Here is an 18,276-nt window from a genome sequence, read left to right as displayed (position 1 = left end):
ATCGGGGGCGGGTCAGCGCTGACCCGCCGCCGATGACGGGAACCCGCCGAACCCGCGGGCCTCACCGCGAGCAGGGACCGCAGGAGGCGCGGGTCGCCGCGACCGCGCCCGGTACCCTGGCCGACGTGACCGACGACAGCTCACGCCCGCGCTCGCGGCCCGGCGCCCGCCTCCGCCTCCGCCCCCGCCGGTTCGCGACCGAGGTGCTGCTGCTGCAGCTCGCCGTCGTCACCGCCATCGTCGTGCTCACCAGCGCCGTGTTCGCCGCGATCGCCGTGCAGCGCCTGGCCCGCGAGGCCGAGTCGACGGCGCTCGCCGTGGCGCAGAGCGTCGCCTCCGACACCGATGTGCGGGCCGAGGTCGCGGCCCTCAGCGTCGACGGCACGCCGATCGACGAGGGCGCCCTCGCCGCGGGCGACCTGCAGCGCACGGCGGTCGCGGCCCAGCTGCGCACCGGAGCGCTCTTCGTCGTCATCACCGACGACCGCGGCGTCCGTCTGGCGCACCCCGACCCGACGCGCATCGGCGAGCGGGTCAGCACGAGCCCCGATGCGGCGCTCCGCGGGGAGGAGGTCGTCTCGTGGGAGCGCGGCACGCTCGGCGAGTCGGCCCGCGCCAAGGTGCCGATCGTCGCGCCCACCGCGGACGACCCGCGATCCGGTGCAGGAGGCGCGGGCTCCGCAGGCGGATCGGCCGGCGCTCCGACCGGGTCAGGCGACGCCGGGGCCGAGCCAGTCGCCGACGCCGCCGACGTGGTGGGCGAGGTCAGCGTCGGCTACGCCCCCGCGCGCGTCTACGAGACGCTCGCGCGCGACAGCCTGCCCGTGATCGGCGTCGCCCTGCTCGCGCTGGCGATCGGCGTCGTCGCCTCCGTGCTCATCCGTCGGCGCCTCGACCGGCTGACCCTGGGGCTCCAGCCCGAGGAGCTCGCCGCCCTCGTGCAGAACCAGCAGGCCGTGCTCGGCGGTGTCGCCGAGGGAGTGCTCGCGGTCTCGCGCGACGGGGTGGTGACGGTCTGCAATGATCTGGCACCGCGCCTCCTCGGCCTGGCGCCCGGCCCGGTGGTGGGACGACGCGTCGACTCGCTGGAGTTGCCGGGCATGCTCGTCGAGATGCTGGTCGGCACGTCGCCGGACGGCCGAGGAGGCGCGGGCCGGGCCCCGCAGACCGGCCCCGGCCCCGGCCCCGCCGACACCACGCTGGTCGTCGGGCCGCACGTGCTGCTCGTCGACGTGCGCGCGGTCTCGCACGACGGCGTCGACCTCGGACGCGTGGCGGTGCTGCGCGACCGGACCGACGTCGAGGCGCTGACCCGCCGCCTCGACGCGGTGGGCGCGATGACCACCGCGCTGCGCGCCCAGCGGCACGAGTTCGCCAACCGGCTGCACGCCGTGTCCGGGCTGCTCGAGCTCGGTCGCACCGAGCAGGCGCGCGGCTACCTCGCCGACGTGCTCGACCACGGTCCGCTGCGCTACCCGGTCGCCCACGCGGATCGGCTGACCGAGCCGTATCTGCAGGCGTTCTTGGGGGCGAAGGGGGTCGAGGCCGCCGAGCGCGGGGTGCTGCTGAAGCTCGGCCCCGAGACGCTCGTGTCGGGCACGGTCGTCGAGGCCGGCGACGTCACCACGGTGCTCGGCAACCTGGTCGACAACGCCGTGCGCGCCGCGGTCGCCGGCGACGTCAGCCCCGCCTGGATCGAGGTCGAGGTGCTCGACGACGGCCCCGACCTGCACCTGTCGGTGATGGACTCGGGCCGCGGCGTCGCCGACGCGGACGCGCTGTTCGAGCGGGCGCCGGGCGGCTCGGACGCCGGTGGCGGGGCAGCGTCGCTCCCGCCCGACGGTGCGGTCGACCCGGACGACCCCTCGCGCGTGCACGGGCTCGGCTTCGGTCTGCCGCTCTCGCGCGACATCGCCCGGCGGCGCGGCGGCGACGTCTGGCTCGGCTCGCCCGGCGGCGACGGCCACGGTGCCGTGTTCTGCGCGCGTCTGGCCGACGCCGTCCAGCCGCCCGCGCCTCCTGAGAGGATCGACCCGTGACCACCCCCGACCTGACCGTGCTCGTCGTCGACGACGACTTCTACGTGGCCGAGCTGCACCGGCGGCAGGTCGACGAGGTGCCGGGGTTCCGCGCGCTGGCGCCCGTCGGCACGGTCGCCGAGATGCGCCGCGTGCTCGCCGAGACCCCCGTCGACCTGCTGCTGCTCGACGTGCACCTGCCCGACGGGAGCGGCCTCGACCTGCTGCGCGAGGTCGACGTCGACGCGTTCGTGCTCAGCGCGGCCTCCGACGGGGAGACCGTGCGGCGCGCGCTGCGGCGCGGGGTCGTCGGCTACCTGATCAAGCCGTTCGGCTCGGGAGTGCTCGCCGACCGGCTGCGGGCCTATCAGCGCTATCGCAACGTGCTCGACGATCGCGGGAGCGTCGACCAGGAGGCCCTCGAGCGCGCACTCCGCATCCTGCACTCGGGCGACGCGGCGAAGGCGGCGTCGCCGTCGCGGTCGGCGACGGAGCAGTCGGTGCTCGAGCAGTTCGCGGTGCCGGGTGCGGGTGCTGCGGGGGGTGCCGGTGCCGGTGCCGGTGCGGGTGCGGGCGCGGACGGCGAGCTCTCCGCCGCGGACGTCGCCGCACGGGTCGGTGTGTCGAGGGCGACCGCGCAGCGGTACCTCGCCGCGCTCGCCGCCGACGGCCTCGTCACGATGAGGCTGAGCTACGGAGCGACGGGCCGCCCCGAGCACCGCTACTCCCGCCCCTGACGCGCGCCGCGCCTCCTAGGTTCCCCCTCCGCTCCCCCGGCTCGTCGAAGTGACGCGAAGGGGGCGGTCGCGCCCTCCGAAGGCCCCGTTCGCGTCACTTCGATGCTGCTGCTTCCGCGCCTGGGGGGCGCCGCGTCTCCTCGGCTCGTCGAAGTGACGCAGAGAGGGCGGTCGCGAGCTCCGAGGGGTCCTTTCGCGTCACTTCGATACCGCACCCCCCCCCCAGTACGGGGTGGGGGCTTACGCCGCGGCTCCGGCCGTCGATAGAGCGACGTGAGCACGGATCGCTCGCCCACCCGGCCACGGATCGGCCCCCGCCCGACGCACGCAGCAGCACGCACGCAGCAGCACGCAGCAGCACGCACGCAGCACGCAGCCGCACGCACAGGGCACCTCGAACCTCCCCGGGACGGCCATGCCACTCGAATCCGTGACGCAAGCGGCGCTGCAGAGCGCCCTCGACGGTCTGTCGCTGCGCCAGAAGTCGATCGCGAACAACATCGCCAACGTGAACACGCCCGGCTACCAGGCCAAGCGCGTGCAGTTCGAGGAGGCGCTCGGCCGGTCGGTCGCGGAGGGCGGCGGGGCGGTCCAGGCGACCACGGCCCGCTCGCTCGAGCCGACGCGCACCGACGGCAGCAACGTGAACCTCGACACCGAGACGCTGTCGAACGTCGACACCGTGCTGCGGTACCAGTTCGCGACGCAGGCGATGAACTCCGAGCTGACGGCCGTGCGCGCCGCGTTCAGGACGAGCTGATGACCGCCTTCGACGCGATCGGCATCGCGAGCACCGGCCTGACCGTGCACCGCAAGTGGCTCGACGCCGTCTCGGACAACATCGCCAACGCGAACACGGTCAAGTCGATGGACGACACGGCGTTCCAGGCCCGCTACATCGAGGTGCAGGAGGGCGACGGCACCTCGGGCGTCTTCGTGAGAGCCGACCGCTACGGCAGCGAGGCCGGGCGCGTCACGTACTCGCCCGACCACCCGCTCGCCGACGCCGAGGGCTACGTGCGGATGCCCGACATCGACCTCGGCGCCCAGATGGGCGACCTGATCATGGCGCAGCGCGGCTACCAGGCCAACGCCGCTGTCGTCGACCGTGCCAAGACGGCCTACGAGGCCGCACTCCAGATCGGACGTGGCTGATGCCCCTCTCGGCGATCCAGGCTCTCGGAGCCGTCCAACCGTCCGGCTACGCCGACGCCGCCTCGCTGCTGCAGGGGGCCGGTGGCGCGTCGGATGCCGCGGGCGCGCTCGACGCGACCGGACGAGGAGGCGCGACCAGCGCCTCCGGGGCGACCTTCGGCGCGTCGATGGCCGGTGCCGTCGAGGGCCTCCAGCAGATGCAGGGTGAGGCCAAGACCCTCGCCGTGAAGGCCGTGACCGGCGATCTGACCGACATCCACGATGCGACCATCGCGGCGACCCGCGCCCAGGTCACCCTCGAGCTCGTCAGCGCCGTCCGCAACAAGGGCGTCGACGCCTTCAACGAGATCATGAGGATGCAGGCCTGATGCCCACCGCCGTCAAGAACTCGCTCGACCGGATGCGCGCGACCCTCGCGGGCTTCTCGATCGCGCAGAAGACCATCGCGGTCATCCTGCTCGCCGCCCTCGTGCTCGGCGTCGTCGCGCTGTCCGCGTGGCTGTCGAAGCCGACCTACACGCCGCTGTTCAGCGGCGTCGACCCGGCCGACGCGAGCGCCATCGTCGAGCAGCTGCAGGCCGACGGGGTGCCGTACGAGCTGACCGCCGGCGGCAACACGATCCTGGTGCCCGAGGAGCACGTCTACCAGGAGCGCCTCACCGCCGCGGCCGCCGGTCTGCCCTCGACCGCCGGCACCGGCGGCTACACGCTGCTCGACACGATGGGTGTCACGTCGTCGGAGTTCCAGCAGGACGTCACCTACAAGCGCGCCATCGAGGGCGAGCTCGCCAACACCATCAAGGCGATGGAGGGCGTGAAGAACGCGACCGTGCAGCTCGCCATCCCCGAGGAGACCGTGTTCGTCGCCGAGCAGCGCGACCCCACGGCGTCGGTGTTCGTCGAGACGCAGGCGGGGGTCTCGCTCACCACGAAGCAGGTGCAGGCGATCGTCAACCTGACCAGCGCCTCCGTCGAGGGCATGACCCCGACCGGCGTGGCCGTCACCGACTCGACCGGCACGGTGCTCTCCGAGGTCGGCACCGGGGCGACGGGAGGAGGCGCGGGCGAGGCCGGCGAGTACGAGACGAAGGTGCAGACGGCCGTGCAGACCATGCTCGACAAGGTCGTCGGCGTCGGCAACTCGTCGGTCGTGGTCGCCGCTCAGCTGGACCAGAACTCGGGCACGCGCGTCACCGAGTCGTTCACCGAGCCCGAGAGCGGACCCCTCGCGCTGAACGAGTCGAGCACCACCGAGCAGTACGGTCCGGACGGCGCCGGCACCGGCACCACCGGGGTGCTCGGCCCCGACAACATCGCCGTGCCCGCGGGCGGCGACGGCGAGGCCGCGACGGCCGACGGCGCCGCGGGCGACGGGTACGTCAACGAGTCGGCGACGAAGAACAACGCGGTCGACAAGGTCACCGAGACCATGAGCGTGCCGTCGGGCACGGTGGCCCGCCAGACGGTGTCCGTCGCGCTGAACGCCACGGCTGCGCAGGGCGTCAACATGCAGAGCATCCGCGATCTGGTCGACAGCGCCGCCGGGATCGACGGCGCCCGCGGCGACACCGTCGACGTGGCGATGGTCGACTTCGACACCTCGGCCGCCGCCGCCGCGCAGGAGGCGCTCGCCGCCGCCGACGCCGCCGCCGCGACGGAGGCGATGTGGTCGACGATCCGCACCGCGAGCATCGTCGGGTTCGTCGCGCTCGCCGCCATCGTCGCGCTCATCGTCTTCGCCCGCCGGAGCCGCCGTCAGGCCCGGGAGGACGTCGACCTCGGCGAGCTCGCGTCCGCGAACGCCGCCCAGACCTGGGACGCGACCATGCGTCTCGACCTGGATGCCGCCTCCGGACGCTCCATGCTCGGCGCAGACGACACGGCGACGCAGATGCTGCCCACGGTCGACGCCCCCGAGCCGTCGCCCGAGGTGCTGTCGGCCGAGCGCCGCCGCGCCGAGGTGGACGCGCTCGCCGAACGCGACCCGGCCAAGACGGCCGAGCTGCTGCGCGGCCTGATGGACCAGCGGAGCGGACTGTGACCGACCTCGTCGTGCCGTTCGCCGCCAGCCCGCAGGCGCCGACCGCCCTGACGGGGCCGCAGAAGGTCGCCGTCATCCTGATGCAGATGGAGCAGAGCCGCGCCGCGACCGTCATGCAGCAGTTCAGCGAGGACGAGGCGGCGGAGATCACGACGGAGATCGTGCGGATGCGCCGGGTCGACGCCGCCGTCGCCGAGTCGACCGTGGCCGAGTTCCACGAGCTGAGCGTGTCGGGTCAGCACCAGCCGCGCGGCGGACACGACGTCGCGATCGGTCTGCTCGAGGCATCGTTCGGGTCGGAGCGCGCGGCCGGCGTCATGGAGCGGCTCGCGTCGAACATGGCCCGCAAGACGTTCGAGTTCCTCGACGAGGCCGACCCCGGTCAGGTCGTCGCTCTGCTCGACGGCGAACTGCCGCAGACCATCGCCCTCGTGCTCGCGCATGTGCGTCCGCCCCAGGCGTCCGCCGTGCTCGCCGGGCTCGACCTCGACGTCCGAGCCGACGTCGCCCAGGCGATCGCCACCATGGGCACCGCCACACCCGAGGCCGTCGGGATCGTCGCGGCGACGCTCAAGATCCGGGCCGGGGCCGTCGTGGCTCCGCGCGACCAGATCGAGGTCGTCGGCGGCATCCAGCCCCTCGTCGAGATCATCAACCGCAGCGACAGCGCGACCGAGCGGGCGCTGCTCGACGGTCTCGACGCCCGCGACCCCGAGCTGGCCGAGGAGGTCAGGTCGCGGATGCTCACCTTCGAGGACATCGTCCGACTCGAGACGCGCGACATCCAGCAGGTGCTGCGCGGCATCGACGCGGCCGTGCTCGCCCTGGCGATGAAGGGCGCGCCGTCGGCCGTGACCGAGGTCATTCGCGGCAACGTGTCGGCCCGCAACGCCGAGCTGCTCGACGACGAGCTGGCCTCGCTCGGACCGGTGCGCCGGTCGCAGGTCGAGGAGGCGCGGGCCGAGGTCGTCCGCGCCATCCGCGAACTCGAGGCGCTCGGCTCGATCACCGTGCACCGCGCCGACGACGACGCCCTGGTCGAGTAGCCCGGCCACCCACCGCGGCCCCCCTTCGGGGCAGCGCCTAACGCCGACCCGCTCCCGGTCGAGAGTCGCAGCTGAGCACGGATCGCTCACCTCACCCCGGCCACGGATCGGCCGTCGTCCTCGAACGCCGAACGGCCCGTGATGCTCGATCCCGTGATGAACCCCCCGGCCTCCGCGCCGGGCTCCGTCGCGCGTGTCGTGTATCCGACCATCGCCGGACCGGGGTCCGACCGCGCCGCCGCCCGCGACGCCGACGACGTGCGCGCCGAGGCCCGGGGCCACGCCGCCGGGTACGCCGCGGGTCTCCGCGCCGCCGAGCTCGAACTCGCCGCGCGCCGTGCCGCCCTCGAGGCCGAGCACGCCGAGCTGCACGAGCGGCTCATGGCGCACGGCATCGCCGCGGCGGACATCCTGGTCACGGCAGCGAGGGCGCTGGAGGCCCGCGTGGTCCAGTCGGTCTCCGACGCCGAGGAGGTGCTGGTCGCCACCGCATTCGACCTCGCGGAGGCGGTGGTCGGCTACGAACTCCGAGCCTCCGAGCCCTCGGCGGACGCGTCATCGGCGGACGATGCTTCGACGGACGAGCCGTCGGCGGACGAGCACGCGACCCCCGGAGACCCCGATCCCCGCGCCGGACGCACCGCCCGGGCCGCCGTCGCGCGCGCCCTCGCCGGAGCGGACGGGAGCGTCGTGACCACCCTGCGGCTGCACCCTCTCGATCTGGCGCTCCTCGACGAGTCGACCCGCGCCTCCTCGGCTCCGGGGGTCGTCTTCGTCGCGGATCCGTCGCTCGGACGGGGCGACGCCGAGGCCGATCTGCCGGCCGGGCTGATCGACGCCCGTCTCGACACGGCGCTCGCCCGCGCGCGACAGGCCCTGCTGGGCGCGCCCGGGACCGTCACGGCGTCGACGACCGGAGCGCCCTCGTGACCGCGCTGACCGCACTGGCGCCCGCATCTGCCGCGCACCGCATCGCGGCCGCCCGCGCCGCCGCCCGCCCGCAGCGCGTCGGCCGGGTCAGCACCGCCGTCGGTCTCGGCATCACGATCGTCGGTCTCGACGCCGCGGTCGGCGACGTCGTCAGCGTCGGTGACGCGACCGACGGTTCGAACCTCGCCGAGGTCGTCGCGACGACGCCCGACGGCGTCCGCTGCATGCCGCTCGGCAGGCTCGCCGGGATCACCTCGGGCACTCCGGCGCGCTCGACCGGGCGCCCGCTGCTCGTCCCGACCGGTGCGGGGCTGTTCGGCCGCGTGCTCGACGGCCTCGGTCGTCCGATCGACGGCAGGGGTCCGCTGGTCGGCCCGGGCGGCGGCCCCGTCGATCTCGTGCCGCTCGACCACGCGACCCCCTCCGCGATGCACCGGGCGCGCATCGACACGCCGCTGCAGCTCGGCGTCCGCGTGCTCGACACCCTGACGACCGTGGGCCGAGGTCAGCGCGTGGGGCTGTTCGCCGGGTCGGGCGTCGGCAAGTCGTCGCTGCTGTCGATGATTGCGCGCGGCTCCGACGCCGAGGTCAGCGTGATCGCCCTCGTCGGCGAGCGCGGCAGGGAGGTGCGCGAGTTCCTCGAGGACGACCTCGGCTCCGAGGGTCTCGCCCGCTCGATCGTCGTCGTCTCGACCAGCGACGAGCCCGCCCTCATGCGTCTGCGCGCGGCCTTCGTCGCGACGCGCATCGCCGAGTCGTTCCGTGACGCGGGCTCCGACGTGATGCTGATGATGGACTCGCTGACGCGCGTCGCGATGGCGCAGCGCGAGATCGGCCTGTCGGTGGGCGAGCCCCCGGCGACGCGCGGCTACCCGCCGTCGACGTTCTCGGTGCTCGCGGGGCTGCTCGAGCGCGCCGGCACCGATCGGGTCGGCTCGGTGACGGGCATGTACACGGTGCTGGTCGACGGCGACGACCACAACGAGCCGATCGCCGACGCGGCCCGCAGCATCCTCGACGGTCACGTCGTGCTCGACCGGAAGCTGGCCGTGACCGGGCACTTCCCGTCGGTCGACGCGCTCGGCTCGGTGTCGCGCGTGGCGTCGAAGGTGACGAGTCCGCCGCAGCGCGCCGCCGCGACGGTGCTGCGCAAGGTGATGGCCGCGCGTCGGGCCGCCCAGGATCTGCTCGACGTCGGCGCCTATCAGCGCGGGGCGAACCCGCTGGTCGATGCGGCCGTCGACAACCAGTCGGCCATCGACGCGTTCCTGCAGCAGGGCATGGACGAGCGGTCGACGTCGGCCGACTCGTGGAACCGCCTCGCGCAGCTGACCTCCCGGCTCGGGGGTGCCTGATGGCGCGCGTCTTCTCGCTGATCGGGCTGCTCCGACTGCGTCATGCCCAGCAGGGTCAGGCGGCGGCGACGTTGGCCGATGCGAACGAGCGGCTGCGCGAGGCGTCCGACCGTCGCATGGCGGCGCGTCGCACCCTCGATGACGGCCCGGTCGAGGTCTCCGACGCCGCGATGCTCAGTGCGATCGCGGCCTCGCGGGCGTCGACGCGGGGGATGCTCTCCGAGCTCGACGCCGTCGCCGAGCGTCGTCGTGCTGAGGCCGACGAGGCGCAGCGGGCCTTCAACGAGGCGCGCCGTGCCGCCCTGGCGCTCGAGAAGCTCGAGGCGCAGCACGCCGCGACGACCGCCGCCGACGATCTCCGGGCCGAGCAGACCGTGCTCGACGAGATCGCATCGCAGAGCCGAGGAGGCGCGACATGAGTCCCGTGAGCGAGGTCCTGTCCCGGATCGACGACATCAGATCGCAGCTGGAGCAGGTCCGTGCGGGCCGTGCGGGCCTGATCGACGCGACCGGCGCCTCCGGGTCGTCGGCCGATCGGGCCGCGTCGGCATCGGCGTTCGCGTCGGCGCTGTCGGCGACCGGTTCGACGCTCGGCTCCGCGGGGTCGGCTGCGGCGGCTGCGGCCGCCCTCGGTCTGACCGGTGCGGGTGCGGCGGGTCCGTCGGCGACGGGTGCCGGGACGGCTGGGGCGGCTGGCGCGACCACCGCCTCCGTCGATGCCGTGAAGGGAGCCGTCGCGTCGGGCAGCGGGGCCTCCGGGGCCGATGTGGTCTCGGGTGCCGAGAAGTACCTCGGGGTGCCGTACGTCTTCGGGGGAGAGGACCGCAGCGGGATGGACTGCTCGGGCCTCGTGCAGACCGTGTTCAAGGAGCTCGGTGTCGCGATGCCGCGCGTCGTGCCCGACCAGGCGCGGATGGGTGCGGAGGTCGGCTCGCTCGCCGATGCGCGGCCGGGCGACCTGCTCGTGGCGAAGGGCGAGGGGCACATCGTGATCTACGTCGGGGACGGCAAGGTGCTGCACGCGCCTCGCCCCGGCAAGGACGTCCAGATCGTCAACAACTGGTACAGCGACGCCGACCTGTCGACGATCCGTCGCGTCGTCCCGGCGACCGGGGCGGCGGGTGCGGTGTCGGCCGGAGCCGCGGGGGTCGGTGCGGCGGGGTTCGGTGCACCGGCGTTCGCCGGTACCGACATGACGACCGCGGCGCTGCAGCAGCTCATGCGGGCGGGGGTCGGCTCGTGAGCGGTCTGCGCACCCTGCCGTTCGTGGCGGCATCCGTCGATGGGGCGGTGTCGAGTCGTGGGCGCGCCGGAGTCTCCGCCTCGGGCCGGGCGACCGACGTCGTGTTCGGAGCGGCGATGCTCTCGGCCGGTGCTGCGGGTGCCGCCGAAGCTGCCGGTGCCTCGTCATCCGACGCGCCCTCCGCCGGAACGACCCGAGGAGGCGCGACCCCCGACCGCCCGGACGTCGCCACCCCAGGCACCCCGGCTCCCGACCGCGCCGCGGTCTCGACGGCTGCCCCGGTGTCCGGAGCCTCCGAGCCGGGAGCAACCCCGACATCGGCTATTGCGCATGCAGTCGTAATAGCCGATTCCGCCGACACGGCGCCCGCCGACGTGGCGCCCTCCGACGTGGCGCCCGCGGCAGCTCTGGCAGCTGCCCTCGCGTCCGCGCCCCCTGTGCCCCCCGTACCCGGAGCATCCTCGACATCGGCTATCACGCAAGAAGGCGTAGGAGCTCTTCGCACCAGCGCCGCCCCCGCCGCTCACCCGGCAACTGCGGGCATGTCCGCGGCGTCGGCTCCGGTTACATCCCCCTCTTCGGCTATTACGCATGCAGGCGTAACAGCTGATCCGACCGTCATCCCTGCTCCAAGAGCGAACGCCGCGGTCGCCGCCGCCCTGCCCGCATTCCCCGCCTCGCCCGCATCCCTCGCCGGTGCCGGTGCGGGCGCGGGCGCGGGCGCCGGTGCCGCTGCCGGTGCCTCCCCCGCCGCGCCTCCCTCCGCCGGTGCCGCTACGCATGCAGGCGTAACAGGCGCGCCTCCCTCCGCCGGTGCCGCTACGCATGCAGGCGTAATAGCGGAAGCGAGCGCACTCCCCGCCCCGCTCCCGGTCTCGCCCGCCGGCAGCGGCGCCGCCGGCCCCGACTCCTCACCTGCGACGCCGCCCGTAGGCGGCCCCGTCGCCAGCCCAGCCCCCGCGCCTGCGATGCCGCCCGCAGCCGCTGCACCCACGATGCCGCCCGCCGCCGCACCGATGACGACGCCCGCCCCCGCCGACGCATCTCCCTCCCCGTCGCTCGGCGCACCCGTGTCGCTCACGGCGGGTTCGGACTCGTCGGAAGCCGCGCCTCCCGCCTCCTCCGCGACCGCGACTGCGTCCGCGGCGGCGACCGCGAACGCGACTGCGCCTGCGACTGCGACCGGGTCCGCGCAGGCCGCCGGCCTGCCTCCGGCGCTCCCTCCCGCGATGCCCGCGCCGGTGACGCCCGGGCCCGGCACGGCGACCGCTCCGGCGCCGACCGCCGCCGGCCCGCAGACCCCCGCCCCGCTCGGCCAGCAGCTCGCCCGCCCCCTGTTCTCGCTCGCCTCGGCAGGCCGCGGCACCCACACGGTGACGGTGACCGTCGCCCCCGAGGCGCTCGGCCCCGTCACGGTGCGAGCCCACGTGTCGTCCGCCGGGATGCAGGTCGAGATGTTCGCCGGCTCCGACGCGGCGCGCGACGCCGTGCGGGCGATCATCCCCGATCTCCGACGCGACATGGGAGGCGCGGGTCTTCAGGTCGGCATCGACCTGTCGAGCCAGAACCAGCCCTCCGACGCGCGCACCCAGAGCACCGGGGCGCAGCCCGGCCAGTCCGGCCAATCGAGCCAGCCCGGCGACCCCGGCCAGCCCGGTCGATCGGGCACCCCCGGCCAGCCCGGCGACACATCCACCCCCGGCACCCGCCGCCCCGCGGTCGACGCCCTCGACCCGACCGACGCCCTCGACCCGACCGCCGCGGTCGACCCGACCCGCACCTCCCTCCTCTCGACGTCCCTCGACGTCCTGGCCTGAACGGATCCCGACATGCCCTCGATCGACCAGATCAGCGGAAGCGTCGACGCCGCGAGCGCCGCCGCGGCCCTCGCCAACTCGAACGCCGCGTCGCGCACCCCGAAGCAGAGAATGGACAGCGAGATGTTCATGCAGCTGCTCGTCTCGCAGCTCAAGAACCAGGATCCGTCGTCGCCGATGGACACGAACGCCATGATCGGCCAGACGACCCAGCTCGCGATGATGGAGCAGATCACCAACCAGACCACGACGGCGACCGAGGGCTTCTCGCTGCAGATGCGCATCGCCGCGTCGAACCTCGTCGGTCGCGAGGTCAGCTACACGGGCGCCGACGGCAAGCCGGTCACCGGCACGGCGACCAGCGTCTCGTTCGCCGACGCCGTCCCCCGGGTCACGGTCGCCGGGAAGGAGGTCGCGTTGGATCTCATCTCCGGCATCTCCGCGACGACCTCGCCCTGACCCGCCTCACGCCCTGACCCGCTTCACGCGCTCGGCCCGCTTCACGCCCTCACCCGCTTCATGCGCTCGGCCCCCCTCACGCTCTCGACCCCCTCTTCTCCTCTCGAAAGGCAGCACTCATGCTCCGCTCGCTCTACTCCGGCATCTCCGGCCTCCGCTCGCACCAGACCATGCTCGACGTCACGGGCAACAACATCGCCAACGTCAACACCTCGGGCTTCAAGGCGTCGACCACGCAGTTCCAGGACACGCTGTCGCAGATGACCCAGGGCGCCGGCGGCCCGCAGACCGGCGTCGGCGGCACCAACCCGGCGCAGGTCGGTCTCGGCGTGCAGGTCGCGGGCATCTCGACGAACTTCGCGCAGGGCTCGGCGCAGGCCACCGGCAAGGCCACCGACCTGATGATCTCGGGTGACGGCTTCTTCGTCACGAGGCTCGGCAACGACACCGTCTACACGCGCGCCGGGTCGTTCGACTTCGACGCCCAGGGGCGTCTGACCTCGGCCGACGGCAAGCTCGTCCAGGGCTACTCGGCCACGAACGGCGTCGTGAACGAAGGAGGTGCGGTGGGCGACATCACGCTGCCCCTGAACGGCGCCGCACCCGCCGTCCGGACGACGACGGCGACCCTCGGCGGCAACCTGCCCTCCGACACCGCGATCGGCGGCGTCGTCCGTCGCGACACGAAGGTCTACGACGCGGCCGGCAACGAGAGCACCCTCTCGCTGACCTTCACCCGCACCGCGCAGGGCTGGACCGTCCGCGGCGGCGACCAGGCGGGAGCGCCCGCGACGGCGCTCACCTTCGGGGCCGACGGCCGGCAGCCCGCCGGGGGCGCCTCCCTGACCGTCGGCGGCGTCGCCGTCGCCCTCGGCGGCATCACCGGCTTCGCCACGCTCAACACGGTCGCCGTCACCGACCAGAACGGCCGGGAGGCCGGCACGCTGCAGGGCTTCTCGCTCTCGAAGGACGGCACGCTCGTCGGCCAGTTCAGCAACGGCGAGTCGCTGGCCGTCGGTCGCATCGCGCTCGCCACGTTCGCCAACGCCGGCGGTCTCGAGAAGGCCGGCGGGTCGGGCTACCGCGCGACGGCGAACTCGGGCGACGCTCGCATCGGCGCTCCCGGGTCGCCCGGTGTCGGCTCGCTCGCCAGCGGCACGCTCGAGATGAGCAACGTCGACCTGTCGCAGGAGTTCACCAACCTGATCGTCGCGCAGCGCGGCTTCCAGGCGAACGCCCGCATCATCACCACCTCCGACGAGGTGCTGCAGGAGCTGACGAACCTCAAGCGCTGACCCGTGAGCCGGAGCCGGCCCCGCCACGGGGGTCGGCTCCGGCAGGGTGCCGGCCCCGCCACGGGTGCCGGCCCGGCGCCAGGGCGACCGCCTCGGCGACTCGACATTCGCTCCGCGGCCAGCCCGCGCCTCCTCGGGCCCCGTCGCGGACCCCAGTTCTGGTCACAACGGGGCGGGCGGCCTCATCGGGGGGTGCCGTGTCCTCATTTCCGAGGACACGCTGAGGGCATGGCCCCCGACCCGACCCGCCCGTCGACGAGCGACGCCGACCGCACGGATCCGCCGCTCGACACAGCCGGCACAGCCGATACAGCCGACGCAGCCGACGCAGCCGACGCAGCCGAGACAGTCGACACCCTCGACACCGAGACGGTCCGCTTCGACCGTGACCTCGTGCGGTCGGGCTCGGGGCAGCGGTACATCGCCGAAGACTGGATGCCCGTGCACCGGCGTCGAGACGGCAGCGTGCTGGTCGCCACGGCGCGGCGTCCGACCCCCGACCGGCAGGCGGATCTCGAGGCCGAGCTCGGCGCCCCCGTGGAGTTCCGGGTGGCCTCGACCTGGGGCATCAAGGACGCGACGCTGCGGGTCTTCGACGACATCGTCGCCGACAGCGCGGCCAACGACCTGTACCGGGCGAACCCGGCGCTCTCGGCCCGCGTGGTGTTCTCGCGCGGTCAGAAGATCGGCGGGGCGGTGCTCGGGGTCGTGATGCTCGCGGCGGCCGTGCTCGCTCCGGCCGTCCTGGCCAGCACGCTGATCGCGATCGTCAGCGTGGTGTTCCTCCTCGGCACCGGCTTCAAGTTCGTCGTCGCGATGCGGGGCGCCCGGTTCGACGTGGTCGAGCGGATCACCGACGCCGAGGTCGCCGCGCTCGACGACGCCGACCTGCCGCGGTACACCGTGCTCGTGCCGGTGTTCCGTGAGGCGAACATCGTGGCGCAGCTGATCGACAACCTCGGCGGGCTCGACTACCCGCTCGAGAAGCTCGAGGTGCTCATCCTCATCGAGGAGGAGGACGACGCCACCCGCGACGCGATCGCCGCCGCCGACCCTCCGGCGCACTTCCACGTCGTCACCGTGCCGAAGGGGCACCCGCAGACGAAGCCGCGCGCCTGCAACGTCGGTCTCTATCTCGCGTCGGGCGAGTTCCTCGTGATCTACGACGCGGAGGACACCCCCGATCCCGATCAGCTGAAGAAGGCCGTCATCGCCTTCGAGCGCGGCGGCGAGCGCACCGTCTGCGTCCAGGCGGCGCTCAACTACTTCAACGCCACCGAGAACGCGCTGACCCGCATGTTCACGCTCGAGTACAGCTACTGGTTCGACTACATGCTGGCCGGGCTCGACCACGCCGACCTGCCCATCCCGCTCGGCGGCACGTCGAACCACTTCCGCACCGAGGCGCTCGTCGGGCTCGGCGGGTGGGACCCGTACAACGTCACCGAAGACGCCGACCTGGGCATCCGCGCGAGCGCCCTCGGCTACCGCGTGGGCGTCATCAACTCGACGACGATGGAGGAGGCCAACACCTCCATCCCGAACTTCGTGCGTCAGCGCAGCCGGTGGATCAAGGGCTACATGCAGACCACGCTCGTGCACGCGCGCCGGCCGCTGCGGCTGATCCGTCAGATCGGGCTCGTCCGCTTCGCGTCGTTCGCGCTGCTGATCGGCGGCACCCCGGCGACGTTCCTGGGCGTGCTGCCCTCGTACATCGGCACCGTCGTCGCGCTGCTGCTGCCGTCGGACTGGCTGGCGGCGGTGTTCCCCGCCTGGGTGCTCTGGATCTGCCTGTTCAACTTCGTCATCGGCAACGGGATCATGGTCTACCTGTCGATGATGGGCCCCTACAAGCGGGGCACCTTCCACCTGATCCACTGGGCGCTGCTCAACCCCGTCTACTGGATCCTCCACTCCGTCGCGTCGTACAAGGCGCTGGCCCAGCTGCTGACCCGACCGCACTACTGGGAGAAGACCGAGCATGGCCTCACCACGCACTCGTCCTGAGGCCGACGAGCACGGCACGGGACCCGCAGGAGGCGCGGCGACGGCAGACGGGGTCGCTCCGGTCGACGAGGCGGTCGCGACCGCCGCCCCGACCCGCGCCTCCTCGGTGGACCTCGGGCTGACGCTGCCGCCGCTGCGGCGACCCGCCGCGCTGCAGCGACCGGTCCCGGTGCAGCGACCCGCGCCTCCTGCGGCATCGGTCGGGCGACCGCGCGGCACGGCCCGCGCGCTCGCGTTGCGCGAGCTCGTCCAGGAGCGCCGCCTCGCGTCGGTGCTCGCCGGCATGACGCACTCGGCGTTCCCGCGGACCCTCGCCGGGCGCACCGCGATGCGGCTGCTGCTGGCGGCGCCCTTCGTGATCGTCGCGGTGCTGCTCGAGGTCGGGGGAGTGTCCGAATCCGTGTCGGCGAACGTCCTGCTCGTGGCCCGGACCGCGACCGTCGACTGGACGGGGTCGGGGGCCGCCTGGCTGGGCGACACGTTCCCGCCCATCACGGGTGTGGTCGCGGCGATCACCCCGGGAGGCGCGTTCGGCCTGTCGATCGTGGGAGCCCTCTGCGCCGGCGTCGTCGTGCACGCCATGATCGAGCTGATGGTGCAGCGGGGCTTCCACGCGTCGACCGTCACGGCGCTGACGCTCGCCCTCGTCGCGAACCCGCTGTTCTTCTTCCTGGCGACCGAGAACCTGCCGGCGTTCCTCGGCATCGCGTTCTTCGGGCTCGCGATGACCGACGTCGTCCGGTTCGTGACGTACCGCAACACGCAGTCCGGGTTCCGGGCCGGCATCCTGCTGATGCTCGCGACCCTCACCGACCCCAACGGGCTGCTCTACGCGACGGCCGCGGTGCTGACGGTGCCGTTCCTGACGCACGGGCGGCATCAGGTCGGCGTGCACCGGGCGCATGCGCTGGTGCTGGTGTTCCCGACGCTGTCGGCGCTCGCCGCCCTGATGTTCGTGCAGTGGAGCTTCGGCGGCGACCCCCTCGGGGCGTTCCGCAGCGTGCTCGACTACGACGCCTCGCGCTGGCCGATCTTCTGGTCGCTGTTCACGACGCCGTTCGGCCTGCTGCTGCTCGCACCCGTGGCCAGCGCGTGGTTGATGACCACCGTGGTGCGGCGCCTCGCGGGAGGTGTGGTCGGGACGCTCCTGCTGGCGGCGGTGCTGCTCGGATTCGTGATCGGCACGGTCCCGATGAACTCGGCGGGCAACACCTTCGTGCTCGTGACCCTGGCCGCGATCGCCCTCGTGCCGCCGTCGACCACGGTGCCGCGGATCGCCTTGGCCAACGTGATGGCGCTGCTCCAGCTGACGATCGCCATCGCCGCGGCCCTGCAGCGCGACGTGGTCGTGCAGTGGATGGACACCGTGCTGAGGTCGCTCGGCCTGACGTGACCGGGGTGATGCGCTCGGACTGATGCGCTCGGGGCGATGAGGCCGGCCGGTCGCGCTCGGCGGCTCAGGTGCGGCCCAGGTACCGCCCCTGCTTGTGGTTGAGGGCGAGCACGAGGTTGAGCACGACCGCGCCGAGAGCCGAGAGCAGCACGACCCAGGGCGACGCGACGATCAGCGACAGGGCGACGATGACGACGTCGACGGCCATCTGGACGTATCCGGCCCGCCAGCCGAGTCGCTCCTGCAGCACGAGGGCGAGGATGTTGATGCCGCCGAGGCTCGCGCCGTGGCGGAAGAGGATGAGCAGGCCGACGCCGACGATCAGGTTGCCGCCGAGGGTGCCGTAGACCGGGTTGAGGCTGTCGATCCGGAAGGCGAGGGGGTGCAGGTACGAGAACGCCGAGACGAGGGCGACGGTCAGGGTCGTGCGGAGGGTGAAGGCGAGGCCCTTCTTCCACAGGGCGAGGGCGAAGAACGGGATGTTGACGGCGAAGAACAGCACGCCGAACGAGATGTGGGTGGCGTAGCTGAGCAGCAGCGCCAGCCCGGCGGTGCCGCCGGACACCGACCCGCTCTCCTTGAGCAGATACAGCCCGAACGAGGCGAGGAACACCCCGGTCACGACGCCCATCACGTTCTCGACGAGGGTGTGCCGGTTGGCGTCGACGGTCGCGATGGTCTCGGTGAGGGCCGGGTCGTCGACGAGCGGGGTCGCCGTGTCGGGAGACAGCGCGGCGTCCAGCCCGGTCGAGGAGGAGGAGGTGGTGGGGGAGGAGCTGT

At 73.4% G+C, this 18,276-nt stretch carries 17 protein-coding genes; 16 read left to right on the top strand and 1 reads right to left on the bottom strand.

The window, feature by feature from the left end; translation table 11 throughout:
* The first annotated feature begins 125 nt into the window (after positions 1-125).
* From ACZ6JE_RS13210 to ACZ6JE_RS13135, 16 genes are all read left to right on the top strand, one after another.
* On the top strand, positions 126-2,039 hold the full coding sequence (locus ACZ6JE_RS13210; protein WP_464319248.1) for a sensor histidine kinase: 1,914 nt from the start codon (positions 126-128) through the stop codon (positions 2,037-2,039).
* Positions 2,036-2,755: a response regulator gene (locus ACZ6JE_RS13205; protein WP_464319247.1), complete on the top strand. Its 720-nt coding sequence runs from the start codon at positions 2,036-2,038 to the stop codon at positions 2,753-2,755. Before ACZ6JE_RS13210 ends, ACZ6JE_RS13205 begins: the two co-directional genes overlap by 4 nt.
* Positions 2,756-3,170: 415 nt before the next feature.
* A complete protein-coding gene (locus ACZ6JE_RS13200) occupies positions 3,171-3,515 on the top strand; it encodes a flagellar basal body rod protein FlgB (RefSeq protein ID WP_192060997.1) in 345 nt (114 codons plus the stop codon).
* Complete coding sequence (locus ACZ6JE_RS13195) at positions 3,515-3,910, top strand: flagellar basal body rod protein FlgC (RefSeq protein ID WP_192060998.1); 396 nt, start codon at positions 3,515-3,517, stop codon at positions 3,908-3,910. The genes ACZ6JE_RS13200 and ACZ6JE_RS13195 overlap by 1 nt, the downstream gene beginning before the upstream one ends.
* A complete protein-coding gene (fliE, locus tag ACZ6JE_RS13190) occupies positions 3,910-4,278 on the top strand; it encodes a flagellar hook-basal body complex protein FliE (RefSeq protein ID WP_464319246.1) in 369 nt (122 codons plus the stop codon). The genes ACZ6JE_RS13195 and fliE overlap by 1 nt, the downstream gene beginning before the upstream one ends.
* Entirely contained in the window at positions 4,278-5,951 is a 1,674-nt protein-coding gene (fliF, locus tag ACZ6JE_RS13185) for a flagellar basal-body MS-ring/collar protein FliF (RefSeq protein WP_192061000.1), read from the top strand. Before fliE ends, fliF begins: the two co-directional genes overlap by 1 nt.
* On the top strand, positions 5,948-6,997 hold the full coding sequence (fliG, locus tag ACZ6JE_RS13180; RefSeq protein WP_464319245.1) for a flagellar motor switch protein FliG: 1,050 nt from the start codon (positions 5,948-5,950) through the stop codon (positions 6,995-6,997). Before fliF ends, fliG begins: the two co-directional genes overlap by 4 nt.
* Before the next feature lie 153 nt (positions 6,998-7,150).
* Entirely contained in the window at positions 7,151-7,927 is a 777-nt protein-coding gene (locus ACZ6JE_RS13175; protein ID WP_464319244.1) for a FliH/SctL family protein, read from the top strand.
* Positions 7,928-7,932: 5 nt separating this feature from the next.
* Positions 7,933-9,282, top strand: coding sequence for a FliI/YscN family ATPase (locus ACZ6JE_RS13170; RefSeq protein ID WP_464319255.1), 1,350 nt, complete (start codon positions 7,933-7,935; stop codon positions 9,280-9,282).
* A complete protein-coding gene (locus tag ACZ6JE_RS13165) occupies positions 9,282-9,701 on the top strand; it encodes a flagellar export protein FliJ (RefSeq protein ID WP_192061002.1) in 420 nt (139 codons plus the stop codon). Before ACZ6JE_RS13170 ends, ACZ6JE_RS13165 begins: the two co-directional genes overlap by 1 nt.
* Positions 9,698-10,525, top strand: coding sequence for a C40 family peptidase (locus ACZ6JE_RS13160; RefSeq protein ID WP_464319243.1), 828 nt, complete (start codon positions 9,698-9,700; stop codon positions 10,523-10,525). Before ACZ6JE_RS13165 ends, ACZ6JE_RS13160 begins: the two co-directional genes overlap by 4 nt.
* A gap of 1,229 nt (positions 10,526-11,754) precedes the next feature.
* Entirely contained in the window at positions 11,755-12,342 is a 588-nt protein-coding gene (locus tag ACZ6JE_RS13155; RefSeq protein ID WP_464319242.1) for a flagellar hook-length control protein FliK, read from the top strand.
* A 12-nt stretch (positions 12,343-12,354) separates the two neighbouring features.
* Positions 12,355-12,801 (top strand): flagellar hook assembly protein FlgD, encoded by a 447-nt coding sequence (locus tag ACZ6JE_RS13150; protein ID WP_464319241.1) that lies wholly within the window; start codon positions 12,355-12,357, stop codon positions 12,799-12,801.
* 119 nt (positions 12,802-12,920) lie between these two features.
* A complete protein-coding gene (locus ACZ6JE_RS13145; protein ID WP_464319240.1) occupies positions 12,921-14,096 on the top strand; it encodes a flagellar hook protein FlgE in 1,176 nt (391 codons plus the stop codon).
* Positions 14,097-14,324: 228 nt separating this feature from the next.
* Positions 14,325-16,103, top strand: coding sequence for a glycosyltransferase family 2 protein (locus tag ACZ6JE_RS13140; protein ID WP_464319239.1), 1,779 nt, complete (start codon positions 14,325-14,327; stop codon positions 16,101-16,103).
* Positions 16,078-17,496 carry a hypothetical protein gene (locus ACZ6JE_RS13135; protein WP_464319238.1) on the top strand — a complete coding sequence of 473 codons (1,419 nt, stop codon included), beginning with the start codon at positions 16,078-16,080 and terminating at the stop codon, positions 17,494-17,496. Before ACZ6JE_RS13140 ends, ACZ6JE_RS13135 begins: the two co-directional genes overlap by 26 nt.
* Before the next feature lie 64 nt (positions 17,497-17,560).
* Here ACZ6JE_RS13135 and ACZ6JE_RS13130 read toward each other — a convergent pair whose 3' ends face one another.
* The gene (locus ACZ6JE_RS13130) at positions 17,561-18,172 is read right to left on the bottom strand and encodes a YitT family protein (RefSeq protein WP_464319254.1); all 612 of its coding nucleotides are present in this window, start codon (positions 18,170-18,172) and stop codon (positions 17,561-17,563) included.
* Positions 18,173-18,276: the final 104 nt, after the last annotated feature.

Source organism: Frigoribacterium sp. AC759, assembly GCF_979256015.1.
This window is presented reverse-complemented; position numbering and strand designations above follow the sequence as displayed.

Coding starts and splice junctions, on each gene's coding strand:
- ACZ6JE_RS13135 (WP_464319238.1), top strand. CDS start 16,078: ATGGCCTCACCACGCACTCGTCCTGAGGCCGACGAGCACGGCACGGGA.
- ACZ6JE_RS13140 (WP_464319239.1), top strand. CDS start 14,325: ATGGCCCCCGACCCGACCCGCCCGTCGACGAGCGACGCCGACCGCACG.
- fliE (WP_464319246.1), top strand. CDS start 3,910: ATGCCCCTCTCGGCGATCCAGGCTCTCGGAGCCGTCCAACCGTCCGGC.
- ACZ6JE_RS13145 (WP_464319240.1), top strand. CDS start 12,921: ATGCTCCGCTCGCTCTACTCCGGCATCTCCGGCCTCCGCTCGCACCAG.
- ACZ6JE_RS13160 (WP_464319243.1), top strand. CDS start 9,698: ATGAGTCCCGTGAGCGAGGTCCTGTCCCGGATCGACGACATCAGATCG.
- ACZ6JE_RS13150 (WP_464319241.1), top strand. CDS start 12,355: ATGCCCTCGATCGACCAGATCAGCGGAAGCGTCGACGCCGCGAGCGCC.
- fliF (WP_192061000.1), top strand. CDS start 4,278: ATGCCCACCGCCGTCAAGAACTCGCTCGACCGGATGCGCGCGACCCTC.
- ACZ6JE_RS13155 (WP_464319242.1), top strand. CDS start 11,755: ATGCCCGCGCCGGTGACGCCCGGGCCCGGCACGGCGACCGCTCCGGCG.
- ACZ6JE_RS13195 (WP_192060998.1), top strand. CDS start 3,515: ATGACCGCCTTCGACGCGATCGGCATCGCGAGCACCGGCCTGACCGTG.
- ACZ6JE_RS13200 (WP_192060997.1), top strand. CDS start 3,171: ATGCCACTCGAATCCGTGACGCAAGCGGCGCTGCAGAGCGCCCTCGAC.
- ACZ6JE_RS13165 (WP_192061002.1), top strand. CDS start 9,282: ATGGCGCGCGTCTTCTCGCTGATCGGGCTGCTCCGACTGCGTCATGCC.